The organism is Nocardia speluncae NBRC 108251, from assembly GCF_001613245.1.
Taxonomy (GTDB): Bacteria; Actinomycetota; Actinomycetes; order Mycobacteriales; family Mycobacteriaceae; genus Nocardia; species Nocardia speluncae.
On sequence record NZ_BDBZ01000036.1, the window covers coordinates 125,381 to 146,049 of the forward strand.

At 66.0% G+C, this 20,669-nt stretch carries 22 protein-coding genes; 12 read left to right on the top strand and 10 right to left on the bottom strand.

What is annotated here, in order from left to right; genetic code table 11:
* The first annotated feature begins 246 nt into the window (after positions 1-246).
* The 5 genes from NS6_RS27080 to NS6_RS27100 all read left to right on the top strand — a co-directional run bounded on the left by NS6_RS27080 (position 247) and on the right by NS6_RS27100 (position 5,107).
* Positions 247-1,716 carry a serine/threonine-protein kinase gene (locus NS6_RS27080; protein ID WP_068047370.1) on the top strand — a complete coding sequence of 490 codons (1,470 nt, stop codon included), beginning with the start codon at positions 247-249 and terminating at the stop codon, positions 1,714-1,716.
* 210 nt (positions 1,717-1,926) lie between these two features.
* Entirely contained in the window at positions 1,927-2,496 is a 570-nt protein-coding gene (locus NS6_RS27085) for a DUF3558 domain-containing protein (protein ID WP_068047372.1), read from the top strand.
* Positions 2,497-2,547: 51 nt separating this feature from the next.
* Positions 2,548-3,042 (top strand): hypothetical protein, encoded by a 495-nt coding sequence (locus NS6_RS27090; protein WP_068047379.1) that lies wholly within the window; start codon positions 2,548-2,550, stop codon positions 3,040-3,042.
* A 40-nt stretch (positions 3,043-3,082) separates the two neighbouring features.
* Complete coding sequence (locus NS6_RS27095) at positions 3,083-4,258, top strand: hypothetical protein (protein WP_068047381.1); 1,176 nt, start codon at positions 3,083-3,085, stop codon at positions 4,256-4,258.
* Positions 4,259-4,345: 87 nt separating this feature from the next.
* Positions 4,346-5,107: an ESX secretion-associated protein EspG gene (locus NS6_RS27100; RefSeq protein WP_068047383.1), complete on the top strand. Its 762-nt coding sequence runs from the start codon at positions 4,346-4,348 to the stop codon at positions 5,105-5,107.
* Between the two features lie 295 nt (positions 5,108-5,402).
* Here NS6_RS27100 and NS6_RS27105 read toward each other — a convergent pair whose 3' ends face one another.
* Positions 5,403-5,591, bottom strand: a complete 189-nt coding sequence (locus tag NS6_RS27105) for a hypothetical protein (protein ID WP_068047385.1) — start codon at positions 5,589-5,591, stop codon at positions 5,403-5,405.
* 165 nt (positions 5,592-5,756) lie between these two features.
* Positions 5,757-5,900 carry a hypothetical protein gene (locus NS6_RS27110; protein WP_245669524.1) on the bottom strand — a complete coding sequence of 48 codons (144 nt, stop codon included), beginning with the start codon at positions 5,898-5,900 and terminating at the stop codon, positions 5,757-5,759.
* 340 nt (positions 5,901-6,240) lie between these two features.
* On the opposite strand from NS6_RS27110, the gene NS6_RS27115 reads away from it, so the two are divergent.
* The 3 genes from NS6_RS27115 to NS6_RS27125 all read left to right on the top strand — a co-directional run bounded on the left by NS6_RS27115 (position 6,241) and on the right by NS6_RS27125 (position 8,367).
* Complete coding sequence (locus NS6_RS27115; protein WP_068047396.1) at positions 6,241-7,125, top strand: helix-turn-helix domain-containing protein; 885 nt, start codon at positions 6,241-6,243, stop codon at positions 7,123-7,125.
* Entirely contained in the window at positions 7,122-7,328 is a 207-nt protein-coding gene (locus NS6_RS27120; RefSeq protein WP_068047398.1) for a DUF397 domain-containing protein, read from the top strand. The genes NS6_RS27115 and NS6_RS27120 overlap by 4 nt, the downstream gene beginning before the upstream one ends.
* Before the next feature lie 142 nt (positions 7,329-7,470).
* A complete protein-coding gene (locus NS6_RS27125; RefSeq protein WP_281211467.1) occupies positions 7,471-8,367 on the top strand; it encodes an aldo/keto reductase in 897 nt (298 codons plus the stop codon).
* Between the two features lie 210 nt (positions 8,368-8,577).
* On the opposite strand, the gene NS6_RS27130 is transcribed toward NS6_RS27125, so the two are convergent.
* The 6 genes from NS6_RS27130 to NS6_RS27155 all read right to left on the bottom strand — a co-directional run bounded on the left by NS6_RS27130 (position 8,578) and on the right by NS6_RS27155 (position 14,899).
* A complete protein-coding gene (locus tag NS6_RS27130; RefSeq protein WP_068047400.1) occupies positions 8,578-9,417 on the bottom strand; it encodes an alpha/beta fold hydrolase in 840 nt (279 codons plus the stop codon).
* On the bottom strand, positions 9,414-10,385 hold the full coding sequence (locus tag NS6_RS27135) for a DODA-type extradiol aromatic ring-opening family dioxygenase (RefSeq protein ID WP_068047402.1): 972 nt from the start codon (positions 10,383-10,385) through the stop codon (positions 9,414-9,416). Before NS6_RS27135 ends, NS6_RS27130 begins: the two co-directional genes overlap by 4 nt.
* Positions 10,382-11,698, bottom strand: coding sequence for a M20 family metallopeptidase (locus tag NS6_RS27140; protein ID WP_068047404.1), 1,317 nt, complete (start codon positions 11,696-11,698; stop codon positions 10,382-10,384). The genes NS6_RS27135 and NS6_RS27140 overlap by 4 nt, the downstream gene beginning before the upstream one ends.
* Positions 11,699-11,834: 136 nt before the next feature.
* A complete protein-coding gene (locus NS6_RS27145; RefSeq protein WP_068047407.1) occupies positions 11,835-12,647 on the bottom strand; it encodes an alpha/beta fold hydrolase in 813 nt (270 codons plus the stop codon).
* A 10-nt stretch (positions 12,648-12,657) separates the two neighbouring features.
* Entirely contained in the window at positions 12,658-13,893 is a 1,236-nt protein-coding gene (locus NS6_RS27150; protein WP_084471456.1) for a Rieske 2Fe-2S domain-containing protein, read from the bottom strand.
* A gap of 64 nt (positions 13,894-13,957) precedes the next feature.
* Positions 13,958-14,899 carry a PDR/VanB family oxidoreductase gene (locus NS6_RS27155; RefSeq protein ID WP_245669525.1) on the bottom strand — a complete coding sequence of 314 codons (942 nt, stop codon included), beginning with the start codon at positions 14,897-14,899 and terminating at the stop codon, positions 13,958-13,960.
* A gap of 153 nt (positions 14,900-15,052) precedes the next feature.
* Between NS6_RS27155 and NS6_RS27160 the strand changes: the two genes are divergently transcribed.
* The 3 genes from NS6_RS27160 to NS6_RS27170 all read left to right on the top strand — a co-directional run bounded on the left by NS6_RS27160 (position 15,053) and on the right by NS6_RS27170 (position 18,326).
* Positions 15,053-15,745: a TetR/AcrR family transcriptional regulator gene (locus NS6_RS27160; RefSeq protein WP_068047414.1), complete on the top strand. Its 693-nt coding sequence runs from the start codon at positions 15,053-15,055 to the stop codon at positions 15,743-15,745.
* Positions 15,746-16,075: 330 nt separating this feature from the next.
* Positions 16,076-17,413: an MFS transporter gene (locus tag NS6_RS27165; RefSeq protein ID WP_068047772.1), complete on the top strand. Its 1,338-nt coding sequence runs from the start codon at positions 16,076-16,078 to the stop codon at positions 17,411-17,413.
* A gap of 100 nt (positions 17,414-17,513) precedes the next feature.
* Positions 17,514-18,326: an alpha/beta fold hydrolase gene (locus NS6_RS27170; RefSeq protein WP_068047417.1), complete on the top strand. Its 813-nt coding sequence runs from the start codon at positions 17,514-17,516 to the stop codon at positions 18,324-18,326.
* A gap of 5 nt (positions 18,327-18,331) precedes the next feature.
* Here NS6_RS27170 and NS6_RS27175 read toward each other — a convergent pair whose 3' ends face one another.
* Together NS6_RS27175 and NS6_RS27180 are read right to left on the bottom strand one after the other, a co-directional pair.
* Complete coding sequence (locus tag NS6_RS27175) at positions 18,332-19,219, bottom strand: MerR family transcriptional regulator (protein ID WP_068047420.1); 888 nt, start codon at positions 19,217-19,219, stop codon at positions 18,332-18,334.
* Between the two features lie 82 nt (positions 19,220-19,301).
* Positions 19,302-19,907, bottom strand: coding sequence for a TetR/AcrR family transcriptional regulator (locus tag NS6_RS27180; RefSeq protein ID WP_068047422.1), 606 nt, complete (start codon positions 19,905-19,907; stop codon positions 19,302-19,304).
* A 29-nt stretch (positions 19,908-19,936) separates the two neighbouring features.
* Between NS6_RS27180 and NS6_RS27185 the strand changes: the two genes are divergently transcribed.
* On the top strand, positions 19,937-20,284 hold the full coding sequence (locus tag NS6_RS27185; RefSeq protein ID WP_068047425.1) for a DUF6463 family protein: 348 nt from the start codon (positions 19,937-19,939) through the stop codon (positions 20,282-20,284).
* Positions 20,285-20,669 lie beyond the last annotated feature (385 nt).

Genomic DNA, 20,669 nt, shown 5'->3' on the forward strand with positions numbered 1-20,669 from the left:
GACCCGGCGAAGGGGAGGCGGCCGAAGTCGACTGCTTCGGTCACGCGTAGTGCGATAGCACCGCGGTCCGGCAGCCCGATTTTCGGCCGCGAATGCCGGCCGGTCGAGGGTCTTCGGGTACCCCGGAGATGCGGAACCGTTCCCGCCCCCTCGGCGCCTCGAGCATCGGCTCCGCTACATGGAATCGCCCATCCGGTGCATGCGGTAACGTCTGGGTGTTCGATCGGCGACGAGGTGGGAGCGGCAGTGCTGGGGGTGGGTGCGACCTTCGCCGGATATCGGATCGAGGGAATCCTCGGACAAGGCGGGATGGGGACCGTCTATCTGGCCCGGCACCCGCGACTGCCACGTAGCGTTGCGCTGAAACTGCTGAACCGCGAGGTCTCCACCGACCCCGAACTGTCTCGCCGCTTCGAACGCGAAGCCGACGTCATCGCACGCCTGGAACATCCGGCGATCGTCGGAATCTACGACCGCGGCACCGACGACGGTCATCTGTGGATCGCCATGCAATACGTCCGCGGCACCGATGCCTCCGCATGGGACGCCGCCGCACACCCCGCCATGACCACGGTCCGTCTCATCACCGAAACCGCTGTCGCTCTCGACTACGCACACAGTCGCGGCGTCCTGCACCGTGACGTGAAACCCGCCAACATCCTCATCGCCGACAGTGACGATTTCCGCGAAAACCATGCCGTACTCACCGATTTCGGTATCGCCCGGCTCACCGACGCCGACAACACCAAAGTAACGGCCACCGGCACGTTCACCGCGACTCTCGCCTACGGTTCCCCCGAGCAACTCTCGGGTGAGCCGGTCGACCACCGCTCCGACCAGTATTCGCTGGCCTGCACCCTGTTCGCCGTGTTCGCGGGTCATCCGCCCTATGCGTCGACGAATCCGGGGCAGGTCGTCATGGGGCATATCTCCAAGCCACCCCCGCGGCTCACCGAATCCCGCCCGGACCTCCCGGCGGGCATCGACGGGGTTCTCGCGCGTGCCATGGCCAAACATCGTGACGACCGCTTCGCCACCTGCACCGAGTTCGTCGACGCCGTCCGTGACGCGTTCGCCGGCCGGCCGATCGCGGCCGATCCCGCACGCTCCGCTCCGACTGTTCACAACGCTGCACCGGGTGGCTATGCGACTCCGGTGGTCCGGAACGGCAACGGGATGGTTGCCGCGCCTCAGCGCGATGCCCGGTTGTGGGCTCCGGGCGATCCCCGAGCGGCGCCGAACGCACATCCGGCAGTGGGCGGCCCGGGAAAATGGCGCGAGCCGACACCCCCGAAGGCGACACCGATCACCATGGGGATCCTCACCCTGCTCTTCGGACTGCTGTTCGCTGCCGTATTCGTCGGGGGCCTCGCGAGGTCCATGACGAGCGCGAACAGCGGCGATGTGGGGTCGAAGGTGGCAGTCGTTGTCTTCCTGCTGCTCACGCTTCTGTGGAACAGTGCGGCGATACTGTTGCTCGCAGGCAGACATGCGGGCCGGATCCTGACAGCAATCTGCTGGGGTATCGGCGTGGCAGTCTGCGTCGCCGCACTTATCTGGATGGTGCTGGAGGGGTCTGCCGAACGCGGGCCGGTGACATTGTACCTGTGGCTGCTGGTGCTGTCCGGGAGTGCATTGGCGGGCGCCGCGGGGCGTGCCACGAAGCGCTGGGTCGAATACCGCACGCGGCTTCGGCTCCGTACTTACAGGTTTTGATGTTCCGGTGCAGGCGCGGGGCCGGTTTCGAAATGTGCTGCGGGCCTGGCCGGGCGGCTGGCCGAAACCCCTGGGACCTGGTTCGGTGGGTAGCTCTGCGTGGGCTGGGAACCGGTTCGATCTTCCCGGGGAGTGATAGGGTCGCCGGGACGCGGGGGGCCGGCCGGTTCCCGTTCGATGTACTGGACTACCGGTGCCGGGAGGTGTGAGATGACCGCTGTTCGGTCGATTCGGGCGATGGTGTGCGGCGCGGGTATTGCGCTGTTGGTCGCGGGGTGCGGGACCGATAGTGAGGGCGCGGCTACGACGGTGACTACAACGACGGGGTTGCCGATTGCGGCGGAGGCGCCGACTTCGTTCGATCCGTGCACCGATATTCCGCAGGAGGTCTTGGCGTCGGAGAGTCTGGTGCCGGACACTCTCGACTCCAACGTTGATGGCGGCCAGGGAATCAAATGGCGTGGCTGCGGCTACGTGGCGCCGGACAGCTACGCAGTGGGGATCACGACCACAAATCTGACATTGCCCGTGGTACGGGACAACGACGAGTTCGTGGTGCGGCAGGAGTACACGGTTGATGGCCGGGCGGCGATGGCAGTCGATGCAGCGGACGAACCCGATTTGCGGGCGTCTTGCACGTTCTATGTGGAAATGGCCGGGGGCAGCCTTGAACTATCGATGAGTAATCCGGCGTCCAATGACAAGACCGGGCACCTGGATACGTGTGGCTTGGCGCTGGCCCTGGCGGAGAAAGTGGTCCCATTGATCCCGGATGCGTGAGCGCAGGATTCGGCGGTATGGAATTGATTGGAACGACGGACGGAGTGGGCGGTGAGTGAGGATCGGCCGCATCCGCTGGAGGGTTTGCTGACGGAAGTACTGGAGGGCCGGCTATCGGTGAACATGGGTGCCGGGTCGTCTGAGGCAATCCGGGTCAACGCTGAAGAGTTCGTGTACATGGAGCGGGACTGTGAGGGTTTCAAACTTCTCATCCGTTCGCTTCAGCGAACTGCGGATGAGATCTGGAAGCGTGAGCAGTGGGACATCGGTGAGAACAGCAAAGGCCTTTCCTCCGCGGATGTATTGGTGAGTCGCTTCCGCACCAAAGCGAAGAACTCGGATGACGGCAACGATGTTCATGCGATCCTGGAGCAGCATTTTCAAATCGTCGAGGATATTCAAGAGCTGCACCGGGCAATCGCCCAACGGTATATGGAGACCGATGGGGAGTTCGCCGCACGATACAACGAGTTGATGGCGGGCGCACCGCCTTCGGTGCCGTTGCAGATGCCGCCGGCGTTCCCTACCTCGCCGGACCTGGGATGAAACCGCGCATCAGTTCAGTTTGTTCGATTCAGGGGGCAGGATGACCTTCCAAAACGAGGGCCCGAGGATCGGTGATCCCGAGGAACCCAACGGATTCTCCCACCCGGAGATCAACGGGGCGTTCAAGCCGCTGATGCCGGGTGACCATGGCTGGACTGCGTCGGAACAGTACGGGCAGATCGCCACGCAGTGGGAGAGCGGTGTCAGGGTGTTCGCCTCGCGGATCCGCCGGTCCAGCGCCGCGGCCTGGGAAGGAGCGGCCGCGGAGCAAGCTCGCCAGGCCATCGACAACTACGCCACCCGAGCCGAGGATCTGGTGCCCGTGCTGCACGCCCTGTCCGTTCAGGTCGAGAATGCCGTGGTATCGATCATGCGTACCCAGACGAACCTTCCCGAAGCGATCGAGAAGAAGAGTGGGTGGCACCCGGACGAGTGGACCCTCCTCTGGTTCGACAACGAACGCACCGATACCGAGGAGGTGGCTCGGCAAGTGATGCGGGATGACTACATATCGGGATTTGTGCAGGCAGACGGCCTGATTCCCGTACTTCCGGTGCCCGTGAACCCAACCCAGCCACTGCATACCGACCTGCCGACCGGAAACGGTGACCATCCTGGACCGGGCGGTACGACCACCGGCCCGGGCGGCAACCCCGGCGGGCCGGATGCCGGTCGGCCGGCCGGAGAGAACCCGGCCGGGGAAGATCCCGGTTCGGAACAGCCCGGCGAGGAGCCGGGAACAGAGCAGCCGGCGGGCACCGAGCAGCCAGGTGAGACGACGCCCGCGAATACGACACCGTCCACCACTGAGAGCCCGGCACCTACGACGCCGAGTACCACTACCGTGCCCAGCGGGACCACTCCCGGACTGGGCACCCCGGGGGCGCCGGGCTCGCCCAGCGGTAGTCCGGTGACCACAGGAGAACCAGGACGGACGGTGCCCGGGACGCCGAATACCGCAGGCGCGCCAGTTCCGGCGGGGTCGACTGCGGCCGCGCCGAATGCCGGCGCCCCGCGTAGCGGTATGCCCGGCATGATGTCGCCGGGCGGAGCCGGTCGTGGGCAGCAGGGGCAGGACGATGACAGCCGCCGAACCCCCGACTACCTGATCAACGCCGAGAACGCCGAAGAGCTTCTCGGCGAACAGGCACCCACGATTCCCGGGGGCGTGCTGGGTGGCGAAGCGCCGGCCGCGCAACCCCCGCGGGACGCCTGATTCATCCGCTACTGCGCCTTTTCCGGAGGACTCCGCCGGGCGCTGGGCGTCCATCGCCGTGACAGATCGAGGAAACCCGCACCGACAATGAGCAAATGGATTTGGGAGCCGGACGATTTCGCCGCGCTCTGGTATCGCGACGGAATCGACCGGTTTCCGCGCCCCCTGCGTTATCTGAGCCGATACAAGACCCGAAATCCGTACGAGGCGCACGCCGCCGCGGTGCGGGCGCGGTACGACCGCGACGAGCACGAGCTGATCCGGCTCGCCCTGCACACCTTGTCCGACGGTGATCTGCGGATCGAGATCCTGGGCGGGTCGACCGTGACAGACAGGGGCGGGGTGCGCGAATACCGGGTGGTCGGTGCGCAGACCACACGTCATGGGGTGGTGCTGGCGCAGTCGGCGATCGACGGGGTCGACGGTTCGGTGCACGCCCAGTTGTTCGCTGCCGACCAACTCCCTAAACGGCTGGCGGGGCTGCTGCCGAAGTGTGCGCCGGGCCGAGAGGCGCCGGGCACCTTTCATATCGACGATCTCACGCCGGGCCGCGAGGAGCAGCAGTCGATGCGGCGGGGGCCCGGCGAGCAGTATCGGCGCCTGGCGATGCGTCCCGCCGACGGTGGCGGGAATGCCGGATTGCGGGTGGGTTCGATCCTGGATCGGCCGAAGCCGTGGTACGGGTTCCGGTGGTACGACATCACCGGCGACGGGCGTTATCTGGAAAAACGGACCCGCGAACATGTCAGCGTGCGTCCGGCCGGGCCCCAGGATTTCGCGGCCGGATTCGCCGAATGGATCGACCGTTCCCGGCATCGCCTCCGTGAGGAGGAAGCAGACGTCTGTTGACTCGCCTCCGGTGCGCCGGACGGTGACCGTCGGTATTTCGGCACCGAACGGGGGAGGGCGCCGTCGTAGCGGTTCACGCACTGCCGGCTCATCGTGGCGGGTTCGGGACGGAAGTGGCCGAATGTAGTTGGTGCTATGCAGCTGTAGGCTGCCGGTCGTTGGGTGCTCCGCGGGTCCCTGCAACTCCCGGCGTGCGTCGAGGAGCAGGGTTTCGGCGGCGGCATGCACGGGGCCCGTGAGGGCAGCGGCAAAGGCCGGAGACTGGAGTTCTCGTAGATGTTCACCAGGGGTCGGGTCAGTCATCGAGGTGCCGCGCGATCTCCTCGAGAGTTGGTGCAGTGTGTAGGTATTCGCCGTCTACGGCATCGAGCAGGGCCCAGTTCGGTGGCGCGTGGCGCTCGCGGATCAGCCGGTAGCCGGCTTTGCGGGCGCGGTTCGCGAGTGCGTCGAACGACAGGGAGCGGTACTCCGGTTTATCGATCACGGTGCCTCCGTTCGGGTGGTTGCCATTGGTGCAGGGCGTGGGCGATTCGGATTAGGGAGGAAATATCGACCGGGGCGTTGCCTATCGGATCATCCGGAATGGGAATTCGGCCGGGAATGCGGTGCGGGAGTGTTTCTTTCATCGGAGGTCTCTCGACGGATTCGTTCAATAGCCCAGAAACTCCCGGTCTCCGGGAACGAGGCGGCGTTCCTCGATCAACCGATCCCTGGCCTGCTTTTTCAGTGGGCATGTGGTGAGTGGGCAGTCGATATGCGTTTGCATGACGAGATGGGCGTGGGAAATGGTCATCACCGGTATGTTCCGGTGGTCTGTCACCGGTAGGCCGAATATCATGAGCGCCTCGCAAGTTCGGGGTCTGGTGGTCGGTTCGCGGGTTATTTCGGGGTGGCTTTCCGGAAAACACTGACTCGTTTGAGACAGTCCGTCCGGGTGGAAACGTCCGGGGTGGAGGTTTCCTCCGGGGCGGGGGCATGTTCAGTAGAACATCCACTTCCGAAATTGTGGATACCTTCGTAAGATTCAGGTACACAATGGATTTGATCCGAATGGATCGGTAATTTTAAGCTGTTCGACTGTTCCATTCGACATGACATAACCCCGAGTAACGCTAACGAAAGGTGACACCCCTATGTCGATCGAACCGAACCCACCGACCCTGCCGCGCCGCGTACTCGGCCGCCGCCTGCGAGAGATGCGCGAAATGGCCGGGCTGACCCGTGCGCACGCGGCTCGCAGGTGCGAGATGGGGGCGCAAACCTTGTGGCGGTTGGAGACCGGGCGCAACAGTGAGACGAAGAAGATGGTCATCAACGCGCTCTGCGATACCTATGAAGCGAGCGCCGATGACCGCCGTGAACTTCTGTGGCTCGTCGACGAATCCCGGAAGGACGGGTGGTGGCATTCGATGACCGACGCAGTGGTCCCTGAAGCGCAGATGTACCTGGGCCTGGAACAGGCAGCGCGCAAGGTCTTCGCCTGGCAGACCATGATTGTGCCGGGTCTGCTTCAGACCCCGGCCTACCGACGTGCACTGTGGGAGATTGCGGAGCCGCTCGGAAGGTCGATCGATATCGGCAGTGAGCTCGCCCTGCTTCAGCGACGTCAGGAGAGATTGCAGGACGCCTCGGAATTCAGCGTGGAGTTCGCGCTGAGTGAGTCGGTACTCCGGCAGCCCGTTGGGGGCCCCGACGTCATGACAGATCAGCTGGGCCATCTCGCTGAGATATGTGCGCTGCCGCAGGTTTCGCTGAAGGTCGTACCGTTCGGTGCCCCGGGGCACCTCGGATTGACTGCGAAGCATTTCGTCTACTTGGTCTTTCCCGATCACGTGAATCCGGTGCTGACCGAACCTCCCGTGGTGTACGTCGAGGGGTTCACCGGGGCGTTGTACTTGGATAAGCCGAGCGAGATTACTCAGTATCAGGCGGCTCGGTCGTCCATTCTGCAAGTAGCATTGGATGAGCGAGACACACAGCGCCTCATCGAGGCGACGGCGAGGGAGTACCGGTCATGAGTATCGACCTATCCGGAGCAGCGTGGTTCAAGAGCACCCGTAGCGCCAGTGGCAACGAATGCGTCGAGGTTGCCCACCTGCGCAGCGGAATGGTCGGTGTGCGGGATTCGAAGAATCCGACCGGCCCGGCCTTGGTGTTCGGGCCGGATGCGTGGGATGCGTTCACGGCCGCTGTCGACGACGGGCTCGAGCCGACTTCCTGAGAGCCCCATCTGCGACATGACCCCGCCCCGGGGATACCTTCCGGGGCGGGGTTCGTCATTCTGTCCAGGACGCATATAGCAGAACTGCGAATAGGAGAACGTGATCGTGGAATATCGCCAGTTCGGGCGCAGTGGGCTGACCGTGTCGGCACTCGGTCTTGGATGCAACAACTTCGGGATGCGTATCGATCGACGGCAGTCGGCCGCGGTGGTGCACCGGGCGCTCGACGTGGGCGTCACACTGTTCGATACCGCGCAGATGTACGGGCAGGGCACCTCGGAGGAGTATCTCGGGGCGGCACTAGGCGCTCGACGGTCGGAGGTGGTTCTCGCGACGAAATTCGGTGGTCCGAAACCGGCCGGGCCCGATCAGGCGACGGGGTCACGACGTAATGTCGTTCGCGAGTGTGAGGAGAGTCTGCGGCGGCTCGATACCGACTATATCGACCTGTACTACCTGCATTTTCCCGATTCTCGAACGCCGATCGAGGAGACTCTTACGGCGTTGGACGATCTGGTGCATCAGGGCAAGGTTCGCTATATCGCCTCCTCGAACCTCGCCGGCTGGCAGATCGCGGATGCCCATCACATCGCGGCGAACCTCGGCGGGACCCGCTTCAGCGGTAGTCAGGTGGAATGGAGCCTGCTGAAGCGGGCCGTCGAGGACGAAATCGTCCCGGCTTGCGAGCGGTTCGGCCTGGGCATCATCCCGTACTTCCCCCTCGCGTCCGGACTACTGACGGGAAAGTACACCGCGGGCACGGATTTTCCGGCCGGCACACGCTTGGCCGAGGTGCCGCGCCTCGCCGGTGACGCAACCGATGCCAATTTCGCCCTGGTCGACCGGTTGAGCGCGATAGCGAAGGACCAGGGACATACCCTCTTGGAGCTGGCCATCTGCTGGCTGCTCTCACAACCCCGTGTGTCGTCGGTCATCACCGGTGCGACCTCACCGGAGCAGATCGTGGCGAACGTCGATGCCGCCACCTGGCGCCTGACTGCTGAGGAACTCGCCGCGGTCGAGAGTGCATTCGTGTAGCGGTCGGCGAACCACGCTCGGCGTCATCGAGTGCCGGTATTGCCCAAGGACGCGTGGTCGACCCGGACCTGGGCCGCGAGATCTATGGCCGCAGTGTGCTGGGCATTGCCGAGTAGCCGACCGACATCGTCTGAACCGGCCCCGGGAATCGAGGACCCCGCCGGCACCGGCGCGAGACATCGCTTGTGCCGGCGGGGTGGGGGCCGCCCGTCACATGAGGAACTTCAGTGCCAGTTCGTTGAAGCGTTGCGAATGTTCGTGCTGGGGCCAGTGCCCGCACTCGGGGAAGATTTCCAGGTTCGAACCGGGGATCGACTCGCGCATCCGCTGCGCCTCCGGCACATCGCCGAACGGGTTCTGCGCACCCCAGATGATGAGCGTGGGGGCGGTGATACGTGCCATCTGCTCGGGGCTGAGCAGATCCTCCACGCGGTTGTCCATATTCTGCAGGCACAGCAGGTGGTCGATGCCGGCGACGAACTGCGGGCGGTGGTAGATGGTGTGGCGCACATCCACCAGCTCCTCGCTCACATTCGCCGAATCGTGCATGAGCAGTTCGAGCCGCTGCCGGGTGAGTGCGCGGTCATCACTTGCCACCGCGGCCTTCGTGCTGGTGCGGATACGTTCCATGACCTGCGGGTTGGCCACGGTTCCGCCGGGTGCGACCAGGACCAGCCGGCCGACCCGGTCGGGGTGATCGGCAGCCAGTCGCCCCGATACCCAGCCGCCGAGCGATTCACCGATGAAGTGGGCTTTCTCGATACCGCGACTGTCGAGGTAGTCGAGCACATGCTGCACGTAGCGGGGGATACGCAGGTCGCCGCCGGGGTTGTCGGTGTAGCCGTGCCCCAGCATATCCAGGGCGTGTACCGCGAAGTGCTCGGAGAAGGCGGGCACATTGCGGACAAAGGCCTCGAGATGGCCGCTGGTGCCGTGCAACATCACCACGGCCTCACCCTCGCCGGCGCGCAGCGCGCGGGTGCGGGCGCCGTTCACCGGCTCGTGGGACATCTCGAAAGTGGTCCCGGCCAGATCGGTCCAGATGGTCATGCGGAAATCTCCTCGTCGGTGGGGGTGAGCAGGCTGACACCCATGCCGGTCAGCCAATTGGGGACAGCGCCGTAGGCGAGTGTGCGTCCGGTGACACGTCGTGGTGCAGAGCCCGCCGAGGCCAGCGCCGCGGACATCGCGACCCAGGCGCGCAGTTCGGCGGCGCCGTTACCGGCCTCCTTCTCGATCTGCTCGTCGCTCATGGCCAGCAGCGGGTCGAGGTCGCCGGACTCGAGCAGGCCGAGGAACCACTGATCGAATTCGGTATTGATATCGGGTTCGGCGGCCCGGATGATCTGGCGGCGCCGTACTTCGTATTCGCTCCAGGAGGTGCGGCCGTTGAGCCAGGCCTGCACCAGGAACCGGTCGTCCTCCGACAGGGCGTCGAACCATTTGGGCCATGGCAGCCGATGCGACAGGCCACCGGAGGCGATGATCGCCACGCGCTTTTTCGCGCCGTCACCTGCTGTCGCCGCGCCGATGGCTGCGCCGAGAGCACGGCAGCGCTGTAGCGACGGCAGCGGTGGCGCGAACATATTGATCACGACGGGCACGATCGGGATATCGAGTGCGGGCACCAGATGCTGCAAAGAGTGCGTGATCCCGTGGTCGACGGTCATTCGCAGCGAGAACGCCGGATCGAAGCCGGCACCGACGAGTCCGTCGACGAGAGTGCGGGCGAGGGCGGTATCCACCGGCAGTGGTCCGCCCGGAGTCTGGGCCTCACCGGCCCCGTTGACCTCGCCGACGCCGATGGTGAAGGCGGGCATCAGATCCAGGAACATACCGCGGAAATGATTGGAACCGATCACGATCAGGGCATCGGGCCGCTGTTCGGCGAGCGCTGCCCGGGCCGCACCGAGACCGTCGCGGAATCGGTGCGCCGCGTCGAGATCGTCCACCTCCGCCCAGTGCGTATTCATCAGGGTGCTGTGCGAGGCACCCACACCCACTACGAGTTCACTCACGAGATACTCCGTTCCCGGGTACACAAACTGATCGCGGTGTACACGATCGTCCGGGTCAGCCGGACTGCCTCCCGGATGTCGACAACATTCATTCCGGACGGAAAGTCGAGTGCCAGAGGAGCATCCGGCCCGATCCGGTCCATGCCGATCCGGGCCGTCGGCAACCCTCGCGCGCGCAGGATATTCGCGTCGGTGGCGCCGCTGGTGGCGGCGATCGGTTCGTGTGACCGCCCGGACTCTGCCTCCCAGGCCGCAATGGTGGCGGCGACAACCGGGCTGTCGGGCGGGGTATGCGTGCCCGGAATCGCCAGCACCATATCCCACTCCACTTCGATATCCGGATGTTCGGCAGTGATCGCGGATACGGCGGCACCGAACTCGCGCCGTACCTGTGCGGGAGTCGAGCGCGGGCTGGTGCGCAGGTCGACCATGAACCGGCACAGCGCCGGTGCGACGGCGGCCATCCGCGGCCAGCCGCCCTCGATCGAGGAGACGATGCCCTGTGGTGCGACGAGGCCGTCGGTGTGCCGGGCCGCGTATTCGGGGAACCAGCGTTCCAGACCGGCGATCACCGTGGCCGCGCTGGCGATCGAGTTGCGGTAGGGCATCCGGTGGCGGCTGCCGACATAGGTGTAGGTGCCGCGCACTCGGACCTCGAACCAGCACAGCCCCACTTCTTCCCAGGCCACCGCCCAGCCGGGCTTGGCGATCAGTGCGTGATCGGCCCACCAGCCTTGTTCGAGGAGGAAGGAACAGCCGACGCCCTGACCGGTATTGCGCCGGGTGAGGCCGCGGGTCGCGCGGCCGTTGGTGGGCATACCACCGGCACCGAGGCCGACCATCAGATCGCCACGCAACGGAATACCGGCCTCGGCGATGACTTCCGCGGCGGCGACGATCGCGGCCGCGTGTCCCTTGGGGTTGCTGGCGCCGAGTCCGAGAACATGGTGGCCGTGCACCTGGGCGCGGGGCCGCATATCCGCCCGCAGTTCGGGGCCGATCCAGGGCACATCCTCGTCGGGATCGCCGACGGTGAGAGTGTCGGTGGGAGCGTAGAGCAGCAGATCCGCACCGCTGCCGTCGCCACGCAACCGGCCGACGGCATTGGCTTGCCGGTCGTCGATTTCCTGGTAGTGGGCCTCGAGTCCGGCATCGTCGAGGGTCGCGGTCAGCCAGCGGGCGAGTTCGGCCTCCTCACCGGTAGGACTCGCAATATCGACCATGCCGACGACGAGATCGGTGAGCCGTTTCGGATCCACCAGCTCAGCGGCGGTGTCGAACCACCCGCGCTGCTCCGCGCTGAGGCCGCTCATCGCGCTCCCGGCTGGAAAGACCGGACCGTGGTGGCGCCGAAGAGCCGGGCGAACAGGCGCGGTCGCCGGGCGGCGACAACAGCACCGGCAGTTACGGCGCCGAGGGTGATCAGAACGATTGCGCGAGACACAGGTATCAACTCCAGTCGGTAAAGAACGCTTCGGCGAGGGCCGCGACGGTGGCGGGGCGCTCGGCCTGGGGGTGGTGGGCGGTGCGCCCGATGACCGCGAGATCGCCGCGGGGCAAGGCATCGGCGAGCGCATTCGCGTAATCGGGGCCGCCGAACGGGTCGTGGCTGCCCCACACCACCAGGGTCGGGGCTGCTACCGCACCCGGATCCGTGCCGGGATCGCTGGCGAGCGCGGGAGCGGTAGCAGCGGCCGGCACCGTGGGTGTGGTGCTGGCCAGGTATCGGGCCGCGACGGTGGCCTCCGGGACGAGATCCGCGTTGTACCACTCCAGTTCGGTGAGCAGTGCGCGCATCTTGTCCGGGCTGGGGCCGGTACCGCCGTAGTACTGTGCTCGCGCTCGCCCGCCGAGGCCCGGATCACGGCGTACGCCGGATCGCCCGGCCGGGGCGGGGGTGGGCTGGCTCCCGATCACGACCAGCCGTCCCAGCCGTTCGGGCCGTTCGGCTGCCAGGCGCAGCGCGACGGTGCCTCCCAGCGACTGGGCCAGGACGTCGACAGGGCCGCAACCCAGCCGCGTGAGCAATTCGTCGAGTGCGTGGGCTGCCACCGCCGGCTGCGATGCCGGCTCGCCGTCGCGGGCCGGTGAACCTCCGTAACCGGGAAGGTCCACCCACAGCCAGCGTCGTTCGGGACGCAGCGCCATGAGCGCGGCGAAATCGGAGGCCGCATGGCAGCCCGGACCGCCGCCGTGCAGCACCACGGTGACCGGGCCGCTCCTGGCGCCGGCCCAGCCGTGTGTCAGCTCTGTCGTCGACATGGCGGCGCGCTCAGTGGCCGATTCGTTTTTCGGTCGGCTGAACTCGGGGCCCGACCTGCTCGACATGCCGGCGCCACGCGGTGATCGACAGGTCGGGACGGTACAGGCGCTCCGGCGGGGCATCGGTCACGTTCACCATCCAGGCGTCCTGGCGAGTGAACTGACCGTGGAACAACCAGCGGAACGCAGCCATGTACTTGGCCTTGAACGCCAGTGCGGTGAGCCCGGTTTCGAATCGCACCATCAGCTGCACATACCGCACGTGATCGGCGTCGACCGGGACATACCATTCGTAGTGGATGAACTTCGGGTAGGCCACCCGCAGCAGGCCCGGCATCCGGACCGAGACGAAGCCCGGAATGTCCATGGCGTCGATGACCGGGTTGGCGTCGCCGTTCTTACCCGGGTGGTCCGGCAGCGGGATCCGCTTCCACCACCGCTTGTTGGTGAACGTGCCGACGCCGGGAAAATCGGCCTCCCAATAGAGTTCGTCCTGCACGCGGACCAGCCAGCCGTCCTTTTCGACGATCCGGGTCTTGTTCCAGGTCGGCATGACCTTGAACAGCCGCCACAGGGCTGTGTTGTGCAGGTACTTCGCGTGCCCCTCGTCGAATCCGTTCTCGGTGGCGAAGCGCCAGTTGCCCTCGCGGACGTCGTTGCGGCCACCCAGTACCAACGTGTTCTCGATCAGTTCGGCGGGGATATCACGCTCGACGGGCGGGGGCTGGGTGCCCGGCTCCACATCGCCGATGTACACCCACAGCAGGCCCAGCCGTTCTTCGACCGGATACGTAGCGACACCGAGCTTGCCGCAGATGGGGCTCTCGGGTCCGTCGGTGATGACCGCGTCGAGCTTGCCGGTCTCCAGGCCGAAGGTCCAGCCGTGATACGCGCAGCTGATGGTGCCGGGGAATTCGCGGCGGCCGTGTGACAGCGGTACACCGCGGTGCGGGCACCGGTCGTGCAGGCCGCGTACGACCTCGCCGTCGCGGATCAGCACGATGCGTTCACCCGCGAGCGTGATCGGCACCGGCTTCTCGCCGACCTCATGCGCCCAGATGGTCGGATACCAGTAGTCACGGAAGCCGTGGGCGGCCGAGTCGTAGGTGGGCCAGCCGGACCAGTCCGCCCCGTCCTGCACGGGAGGGCCGGGCTCGGTGGCAGTGGTGGACGCCGGGCCGGACTTGCGGGAACGCGGGGCGCGGCGCGGGGCGGCTTCGGGTGTCGGCGAGCTCGGGGCGCTCATATCTTCTCCAGCGGGTTTCTCGGGGTTGTCGGACGTGTGGTGACGGACGCGAGGGGCGTCATGGTCACAGGTCGAGTACTAGTTCCGCGCTCTGCGCACGTGATACGCACGGATAGATCACATCGGTGCAGCCGGGGGCGGCCAATGCGTCCCGGTGTAGCGGTACCCCCGAGACCACGCGGGTTTCGCAGCTGCCGCATACCCCGTCCCGGCAGGCATTGGGCAGCTCGATACCCGCCGCGTCCAGGACGTCGAGGGCCGTGCTGTCGGCGGGCACCGTGAGTCGCCTGCCCGATTTGGCGAGTACGAGGTCGAAAGCTTTCAGGTCGGCCTCGTCGTCGCGGGGGCGGGCGGCGAATCGTTCGACATGCAGAGTGCCCGCGGGCCACGACTCGCAGCGCTGTTCCACCGCGGCGATGAGTCCCTCCGGACCGCAGCAGTAGACGGCGGTGCCCTCGGCCGGTGTGCCCAAGGCCGTATCCAGATCGAGGTGGCCGTCCTCGTCGAACGGATGTATCCGGACGCGCTCGTCGCCGAGTAGATCGGCCAGGAATGCCATCGATCGGCGCGAGCGTCCGCCGTAGAGCAGCTGCCACGGCTTGCCCTCGGCCTGTAGCTGCCGAATCATCGGCAGTAGCGGTGTGATGCCGATTCCGCCCGCGATCATGAGGTATGTGTCCGCCGCGACCAGCGGAAAGTTGTTGCGCGGCCCGCCGACCTCGACCAGCTCTCCGGGGCGGAGAATCGCATGGACGTAGCTGGATCCGCCTGCGGACTCCGGTTCGCGGAGCACGGCGATCCGGTAGTGGTCGCGCGCGGCCGGATCTCCCATCAGCGAGTACTGCCGCACGTGCTCCGGTAGCCCGAGATCGATGTGTGCGCCGGGCTCCCAGGCAGGCAACAGGCGCCGCACGGGATCGGCGAGCTCCACGCTGAGCACGCAATCCGATTCTTGCCGTAAAGCGGTGACCTCGAGTTCCAGGACACCCGCATCGCCGTCGGTCATGTTCACCTCCATGTGCCGTACTAAGTACGATACTTAATACCCCCTCTGGTGAACAAGAGGCAATTCCGCAGCGGTAGCGGGGGTGGGGCAAATGGGTACGAAGTACCGGATAGCGTCCGATACGCTGCAAGGACAGTCGCTACGAGGAGTTGTATGCCCGCGCAACCGAATCGGTCCCGGCGTCGCGAGACGTCGCTGTCCGCCGAGCGGATCATCGAGGCCGCCCTGCGTATCTCCGACGCGGAAGCGGATCTGGATCGTTTGACGATGCGGCGGATCGCTGCCGAGCTGGGGGTCGGGGCGATGACGCTCTACAGCTACTTCCGCAGCAAGGACGAGATCTTGGACGGTATGGCCGACCACGTGCTGGGGGGTATGCAACTTCCACCGGGGCCGGACGCCGGACCGGCCGATGCCATTCGCGCCATGGGGTACGCATTACTGGCGATGATGCGGGAGCATCCGAGCATCGTCCGGCTGTTCGCTACGCGCGTCACGGACAGCCCGGCCGCCCTTCGCGGCGCCTGGGAGGCGGTCATTCAGCGGTTGGTCGACTCCGGCATTCCGGGGCCGCAGGCCGTGCGTTGCTACGGCTTCCTCATTACCTATGCGATCGGCTTCGCCAGCTATCAGATGCCGCGGCAGTGGGGGCGGTCGTCCGACGGTGAAGGCGCCGAACAGCGGCGGCAGCGCACTCACTTCTATGCCGGATTGCCGATCGAGGAGTTCCCGCAGCTCGTCGGGCATCCCGAAGAGGTAGCCGATCTGCCCTCCGATTCGCAGTTCGCGGACGGGCTCGAGGCCTATATCGACGCCACTGTGCGCGCCTTGGTCATCCGTTCCTGACTTGCTGCCCGGTTGCCGGCGTTTCCTCTCCGTCGTGGGTGGCATCACATCTTCGGCGAAAAATCAATCTCGGTTAAATCCGTATTTCGAGTCTTGACACGCCGTCGTGGTCCGTACATAGTACGAGTCAACGTACGGCCAACGGTCGTCACACGGACCGCCCTCGTGCCGACTACGGACCCTTCTGCCCAGTAAAAACATGCCGCGCATCCGGCTCCCCGTGATGTGGATCTTGCCCTCGGATGCGGGGGACGTCGACATCCGTCGATGTTCGTCCTGTCATCCTTGTTCGCACGGTCGAGCATCATGACCTGTTTCCCGGAGGAGACCATGTCCCCCACAACGCAGTCGTCCAGTAAACAACGCGCAAAGGCCACCTTCGCGAGCTGGATCGGCACGACGATCGAGTACTACGACTTCTCCGCCTACGGGTTGGCGGCATCGCTGATCTTCCCGAAGCTGTTCTTCTCCTCGGACGACCCGGCGCTGGCGACGGTGTTGTCGCTGGCCACCTTCGCGGTCGCCTTCATCGCCCGCCCGGTCGGGGCTGTCGTCTTCGGGCACTTCGGCGACCGTATCGGCCGCAAAACCGCCCTCGTGCTGACGCTGCTCCTGATGGGTGCCGCCACCTTCCTGATCGGGCTCATGCCCACCTACGACCAGATCGGCGCGACGGCTCCGGTGCTGTTGGTATTGGCCCGGCTGTTCCAGGGATTCTCCGTCGGTGGCGAATACGGCGGCGCCGTGCTGATGACCGTCGAGCATGCCGGCAAAAAAGGCGGATTCTTCGGTTCACTGGTCAATACTGGTGCCACCGCCGGGCTGATCGTGGCCAATCTCGCCTTCCTTGCCGTCGTCCAGCTGCCCGACGATGCCCTGTACTCGTGGGGCTGGCGAATTCCCTTCCTGCTCAGCGGAATTCTCGTGATCGTAGGACTGATCGCGCGCACCACGCTCGAAGAGACCCCCGAATTCGAGAAAGCCGAGCAGAAGGGCGTGGTCCAGCAAGTGCCGGTCGTCGACGTTCTGCGCAACCATATGCGCACCGTATTCCTGGTGGCGCTGGGCATCCTCGCCGCGGGGACCGCATTCACGATGACGACGGTGTACTCGCTGAGCTACGGCGAGAACACGCTCGAGCTCAGCAACAGTACGGTGCTCACGACACTGCTGACCGCCACCCTCGCCATCCTGATCTGCCTGCCGCTGTTCGGTGCGCTCGGCGACCGCTTCGGGGTCCGCCGGGTGTTCCTCGGCGGCGCGGTATCGCTCATATTCTTGCCGTTTTGCTGGTTCGCCCTCATGGACACCCGCCACGGGGGGTGGATGATTCTGGGATTCGTACTGATCTTCGTCGGCTATTCGGCCAACTATGCGGTCGTGCCGTCCTACTTCTCCCAGGTGTTCCCACCCGCCGTCCGATTCACCGGCATGTCCGTCGGAATCACGATCGGTCTCATCGCCGGAAATGCGATCGCTCCCTCGGTCTCCTCGATGATCCTGAACTCCACCGGTAATTGGCTGATCATCGCGTTCTACATGTCGGGCACCGCCGTGATCTCATTGCTGGCCGGCTTGGCGCTGCGCCTGCCGTCCACGCCGGGCGAACCTCGCGATATGCCGGAGGGCGAACCCGGACCCGCGCCGGCGGAGACCGTGGCGCGCTGAACGCCCCCGTGTCCTCGGAGGCCACGGCCGCGCCGAGGGGCCACGCGGCCACCACTCACGTGGCTTCGCCGTACATCAGAACTTCCCGAAGGAATTCGATATGCAAATCGACAGGCACACAATATCTTTGGGTGCAGCGCCGCTGGACTATCAGGTGACCGGATCGGCCTCTTCCGGTATCCCGACCGTATTCCTGCACCCGTGGTTCGGCTGCTGGCAGTTCTGGACCTCGACCATGGAGGCTTTCGCGCAACGCCCGTGCTACGCGGTCGATTTCTACTCCCCGTCCGCGGGTGACGACTGGTCTTCGGTAGCCACCCCGGCCGGGCTGGCCGAAGCCGTCCTGGCCGTGCTCGACGCCGAACAACTCGACCGGGTGGACCTGGTGGGCAACTCGGTCGGCGGTATCGTCGCCCAGGTCATCGCCTCCGCCGCGCCCCAGCGAGTACGACGGCTCGTCCTCGTCGGCACCGGAGCGAGCACGGCCGGAACCCTGCCGGGCTTTGCCGCCGCCGTGGATCGCTGGACCGCCGGTATCCGCAACGGCGACGAAGCCTCCCGCGCCGCCGTCGAGGACACCGTCGGGATGCTGTTCAGTACGCGGCCGCCCAGCGCGGACTGGGAAACCTACATTCAGGCAGTATTGCGGACCGACCCCGCGTATCTGGGTGCGGTTCTCGGCGCGGCCCGTGCGCTCGACCTCACCTCCCGGCTGCCGGCCATCACCGCGCCGACACTGATCGTCCGCGGCAGTGTGGACTGCGCACGTACCACCGAACATGTGGCGGTACTCGAATCGGGTATCCCGAACGCTCGGGCGGTCGAGATACCCGGTGCCGGCCATTCGCCGATGGTCGATCATCCGGCGGAGTTCATCCGCCTGATCGCCGACCACCTCGAAACCGCCGGATGAGACCGTTATACGTGCGCCCGCAGCGCGGCGATCAGCCATTCGGCGCCCGGGACCATCGGGGTCCGTGCCGGCCAGCCGTTGATGATGCCGAGCAGCGACCAGTAGCGCTCGACCCGGCGATCGGTGAATGTGGCCAGTTGATCCGCGAGGGCGGCCCGGTCGGTGCCCGCCGGAACCGCGCGGTCGAGGATACCGGCCGCCTCCGTGGAATCGGGTGCGATACCGGCCTCGACGGCAGTGGCCCCGGCGCTCATTTCGACCTCCGGGACCTGCGCTTCGTCGCGCGCGCCGGTGACAGCCATTTCCCGGCAGCGGTCCCGGAAGCCCTGATCGCGGACCAGTTCGGCCAGTTCGATCCAGGCGTCGACCTGTTCGGGTGACGGATCGTCGGGCAGCGTCGCGGGCATAGACCGCATGCCGGTGGCGATCTGGGCGCCGGGGGCTTCCGGCTCGATTCCCGCGAATGCTTCGTCGACGAAGTCGTCGATGATCCGCTGGCGTTCGGCGGCGGACAGGGTGGCGAGTTCGTGCATGATTCTCAACTCCTCGGTGGTGCTGTTGCGGTGTGCGACCGACCGCAGGATCGCGCGCCGGACCCGTAGCGTGCGGATCTCGGCGTCCAGGGCACGCGCGTGGGCGGCCGCGACATCCGCCAAACCGGTTTGCCGTTCCACCACCGCGCGCACGGTGGCTGTATCGAGTCCCAGCTCACGCAGGGTGTGCACCAGTTCGAGCCGGGCGACGGCTTCGGTGTCGTACAGCCGGTACCCGGCAGGGCTGCGGGCGGTGGGCGGCACCAGACCCGCATCCGACCAGAACCGGATGGTTCTGGCGTCGAGGCCGGTGCGCTGTGCCAGCTGTCCGATGGTGAACAAGGTGTCGCGGTCGGTCACGAGTACAGCGTGAACCTTCCAGCGGGTGGAAGGTCAAGTCCGAGGGGGGTCTGGCTCTGGTAGCCGCAAGAGGGTTGCGGAATCAGAGTTGGATGGTGGCGGTTCGCCGGCCGAATTCGCGCACCACGGCGGTCGAGGCGGTGGCAGCGATATCGTCGACCCATAGCGGGATCGGGGCGGCGCGCGCGATGTAGTCGCGGACCAGGCCGTAGGGGATGGCTTTGATCGCGGCGGCGGCGACCGCCATACCGAGTTCATCGGCGACGCCGAACTCCGCGGCCACGGCATCGCGTATCGCGGTATTCATCTCGTCGTTGACGGTGGTGATCGCGGCGCGCAGATCGTCCGGTCCGGTGTCGAGCAGTTCGTCGCGGTGGAACATTTTCATCGCCCGTGCCTCGGTGGGGTGCTCGCGGCAATACCGCGGCAGGTATGCCGAGGCGGCGAGCAGGGGGTCCGGACCGGACAGGGCGTCGATGAGGCCGGTCTGGAAGCGGCGGATCGAGCGAAGCCACAGGCGGGCCAGCAGTTCGTCGCGGGAGGCGAAGCGTACGTAGATCGATCCGGTGTGCACGCCGGAGGCGGCGCTGATGGCGGCGATTCCCGGCCGGGTGATCGCGGGGTCGGTGAGCAGGTCGCGGGCCGCGTCGAGGACCTGATCATCGGTGAAACGCCGGGGTCTTGCCACCGGGACAGTTTAGGACATAGTTTTAGAATATGGATTCAAAAACTGGGGTGCCGGTCGTCGGGGGCCTGCTCACGTTCATCGGGGCGGTCCATACCGTGATGGGTATCGTCGTCTGGGCGACGCAAGAGCAGGACAGCGAATTATCGTTCTGGTTCACCGCATTCGGTGTCGTCGCCGTCGGGATGGGGATAGCGGTCATCGAGGTCGAGCGGGCCCGTGGATTCGTCACGGTGCCGATCCTCGCCGCGATCGTGGTACTCGCCGCCTTCGGGCTGCTCTACATGCCCGTGTCGGGTTTCCTCAGCCTTCTCCTGCCACTCGCATTCGGTGTGGTCGGCCGGGTCAAGAGCCGCACGGTGGGCGCCGCCGCGACCTGATGCTGCGATGCGCAGGCCGGCCCACCGAGCACGATGCGGAGTTCGGGCCGGGGCCGGGATTTCGAGTAGACGCCGGGAAGAGGCGGCGGCTATCGTCCCGGGCGTGATGCAGCAGTTCTTCTTCCGTCTCGTTTGACGACCGCAGCGCCGCCTCCGCGGCTCTGAACGACTTCGGCGCGTACTTTGCCGAAGCGCTCCGTCGTATGCGAAACACAAAGAAGCAACCTCATGCTGTTGCTTGTCTCCGGCGCCTCGGGCGTCGGAAAAACCACCGCCCGACTCGTGGCCGCACCCCTGCTGGGCGATACCGTCGAAACGGCCGAACTGTTCACGCTCGGCCCTATTCCCGATGTGCCGACGATTGCCGGGCACCATCCGCCGACCG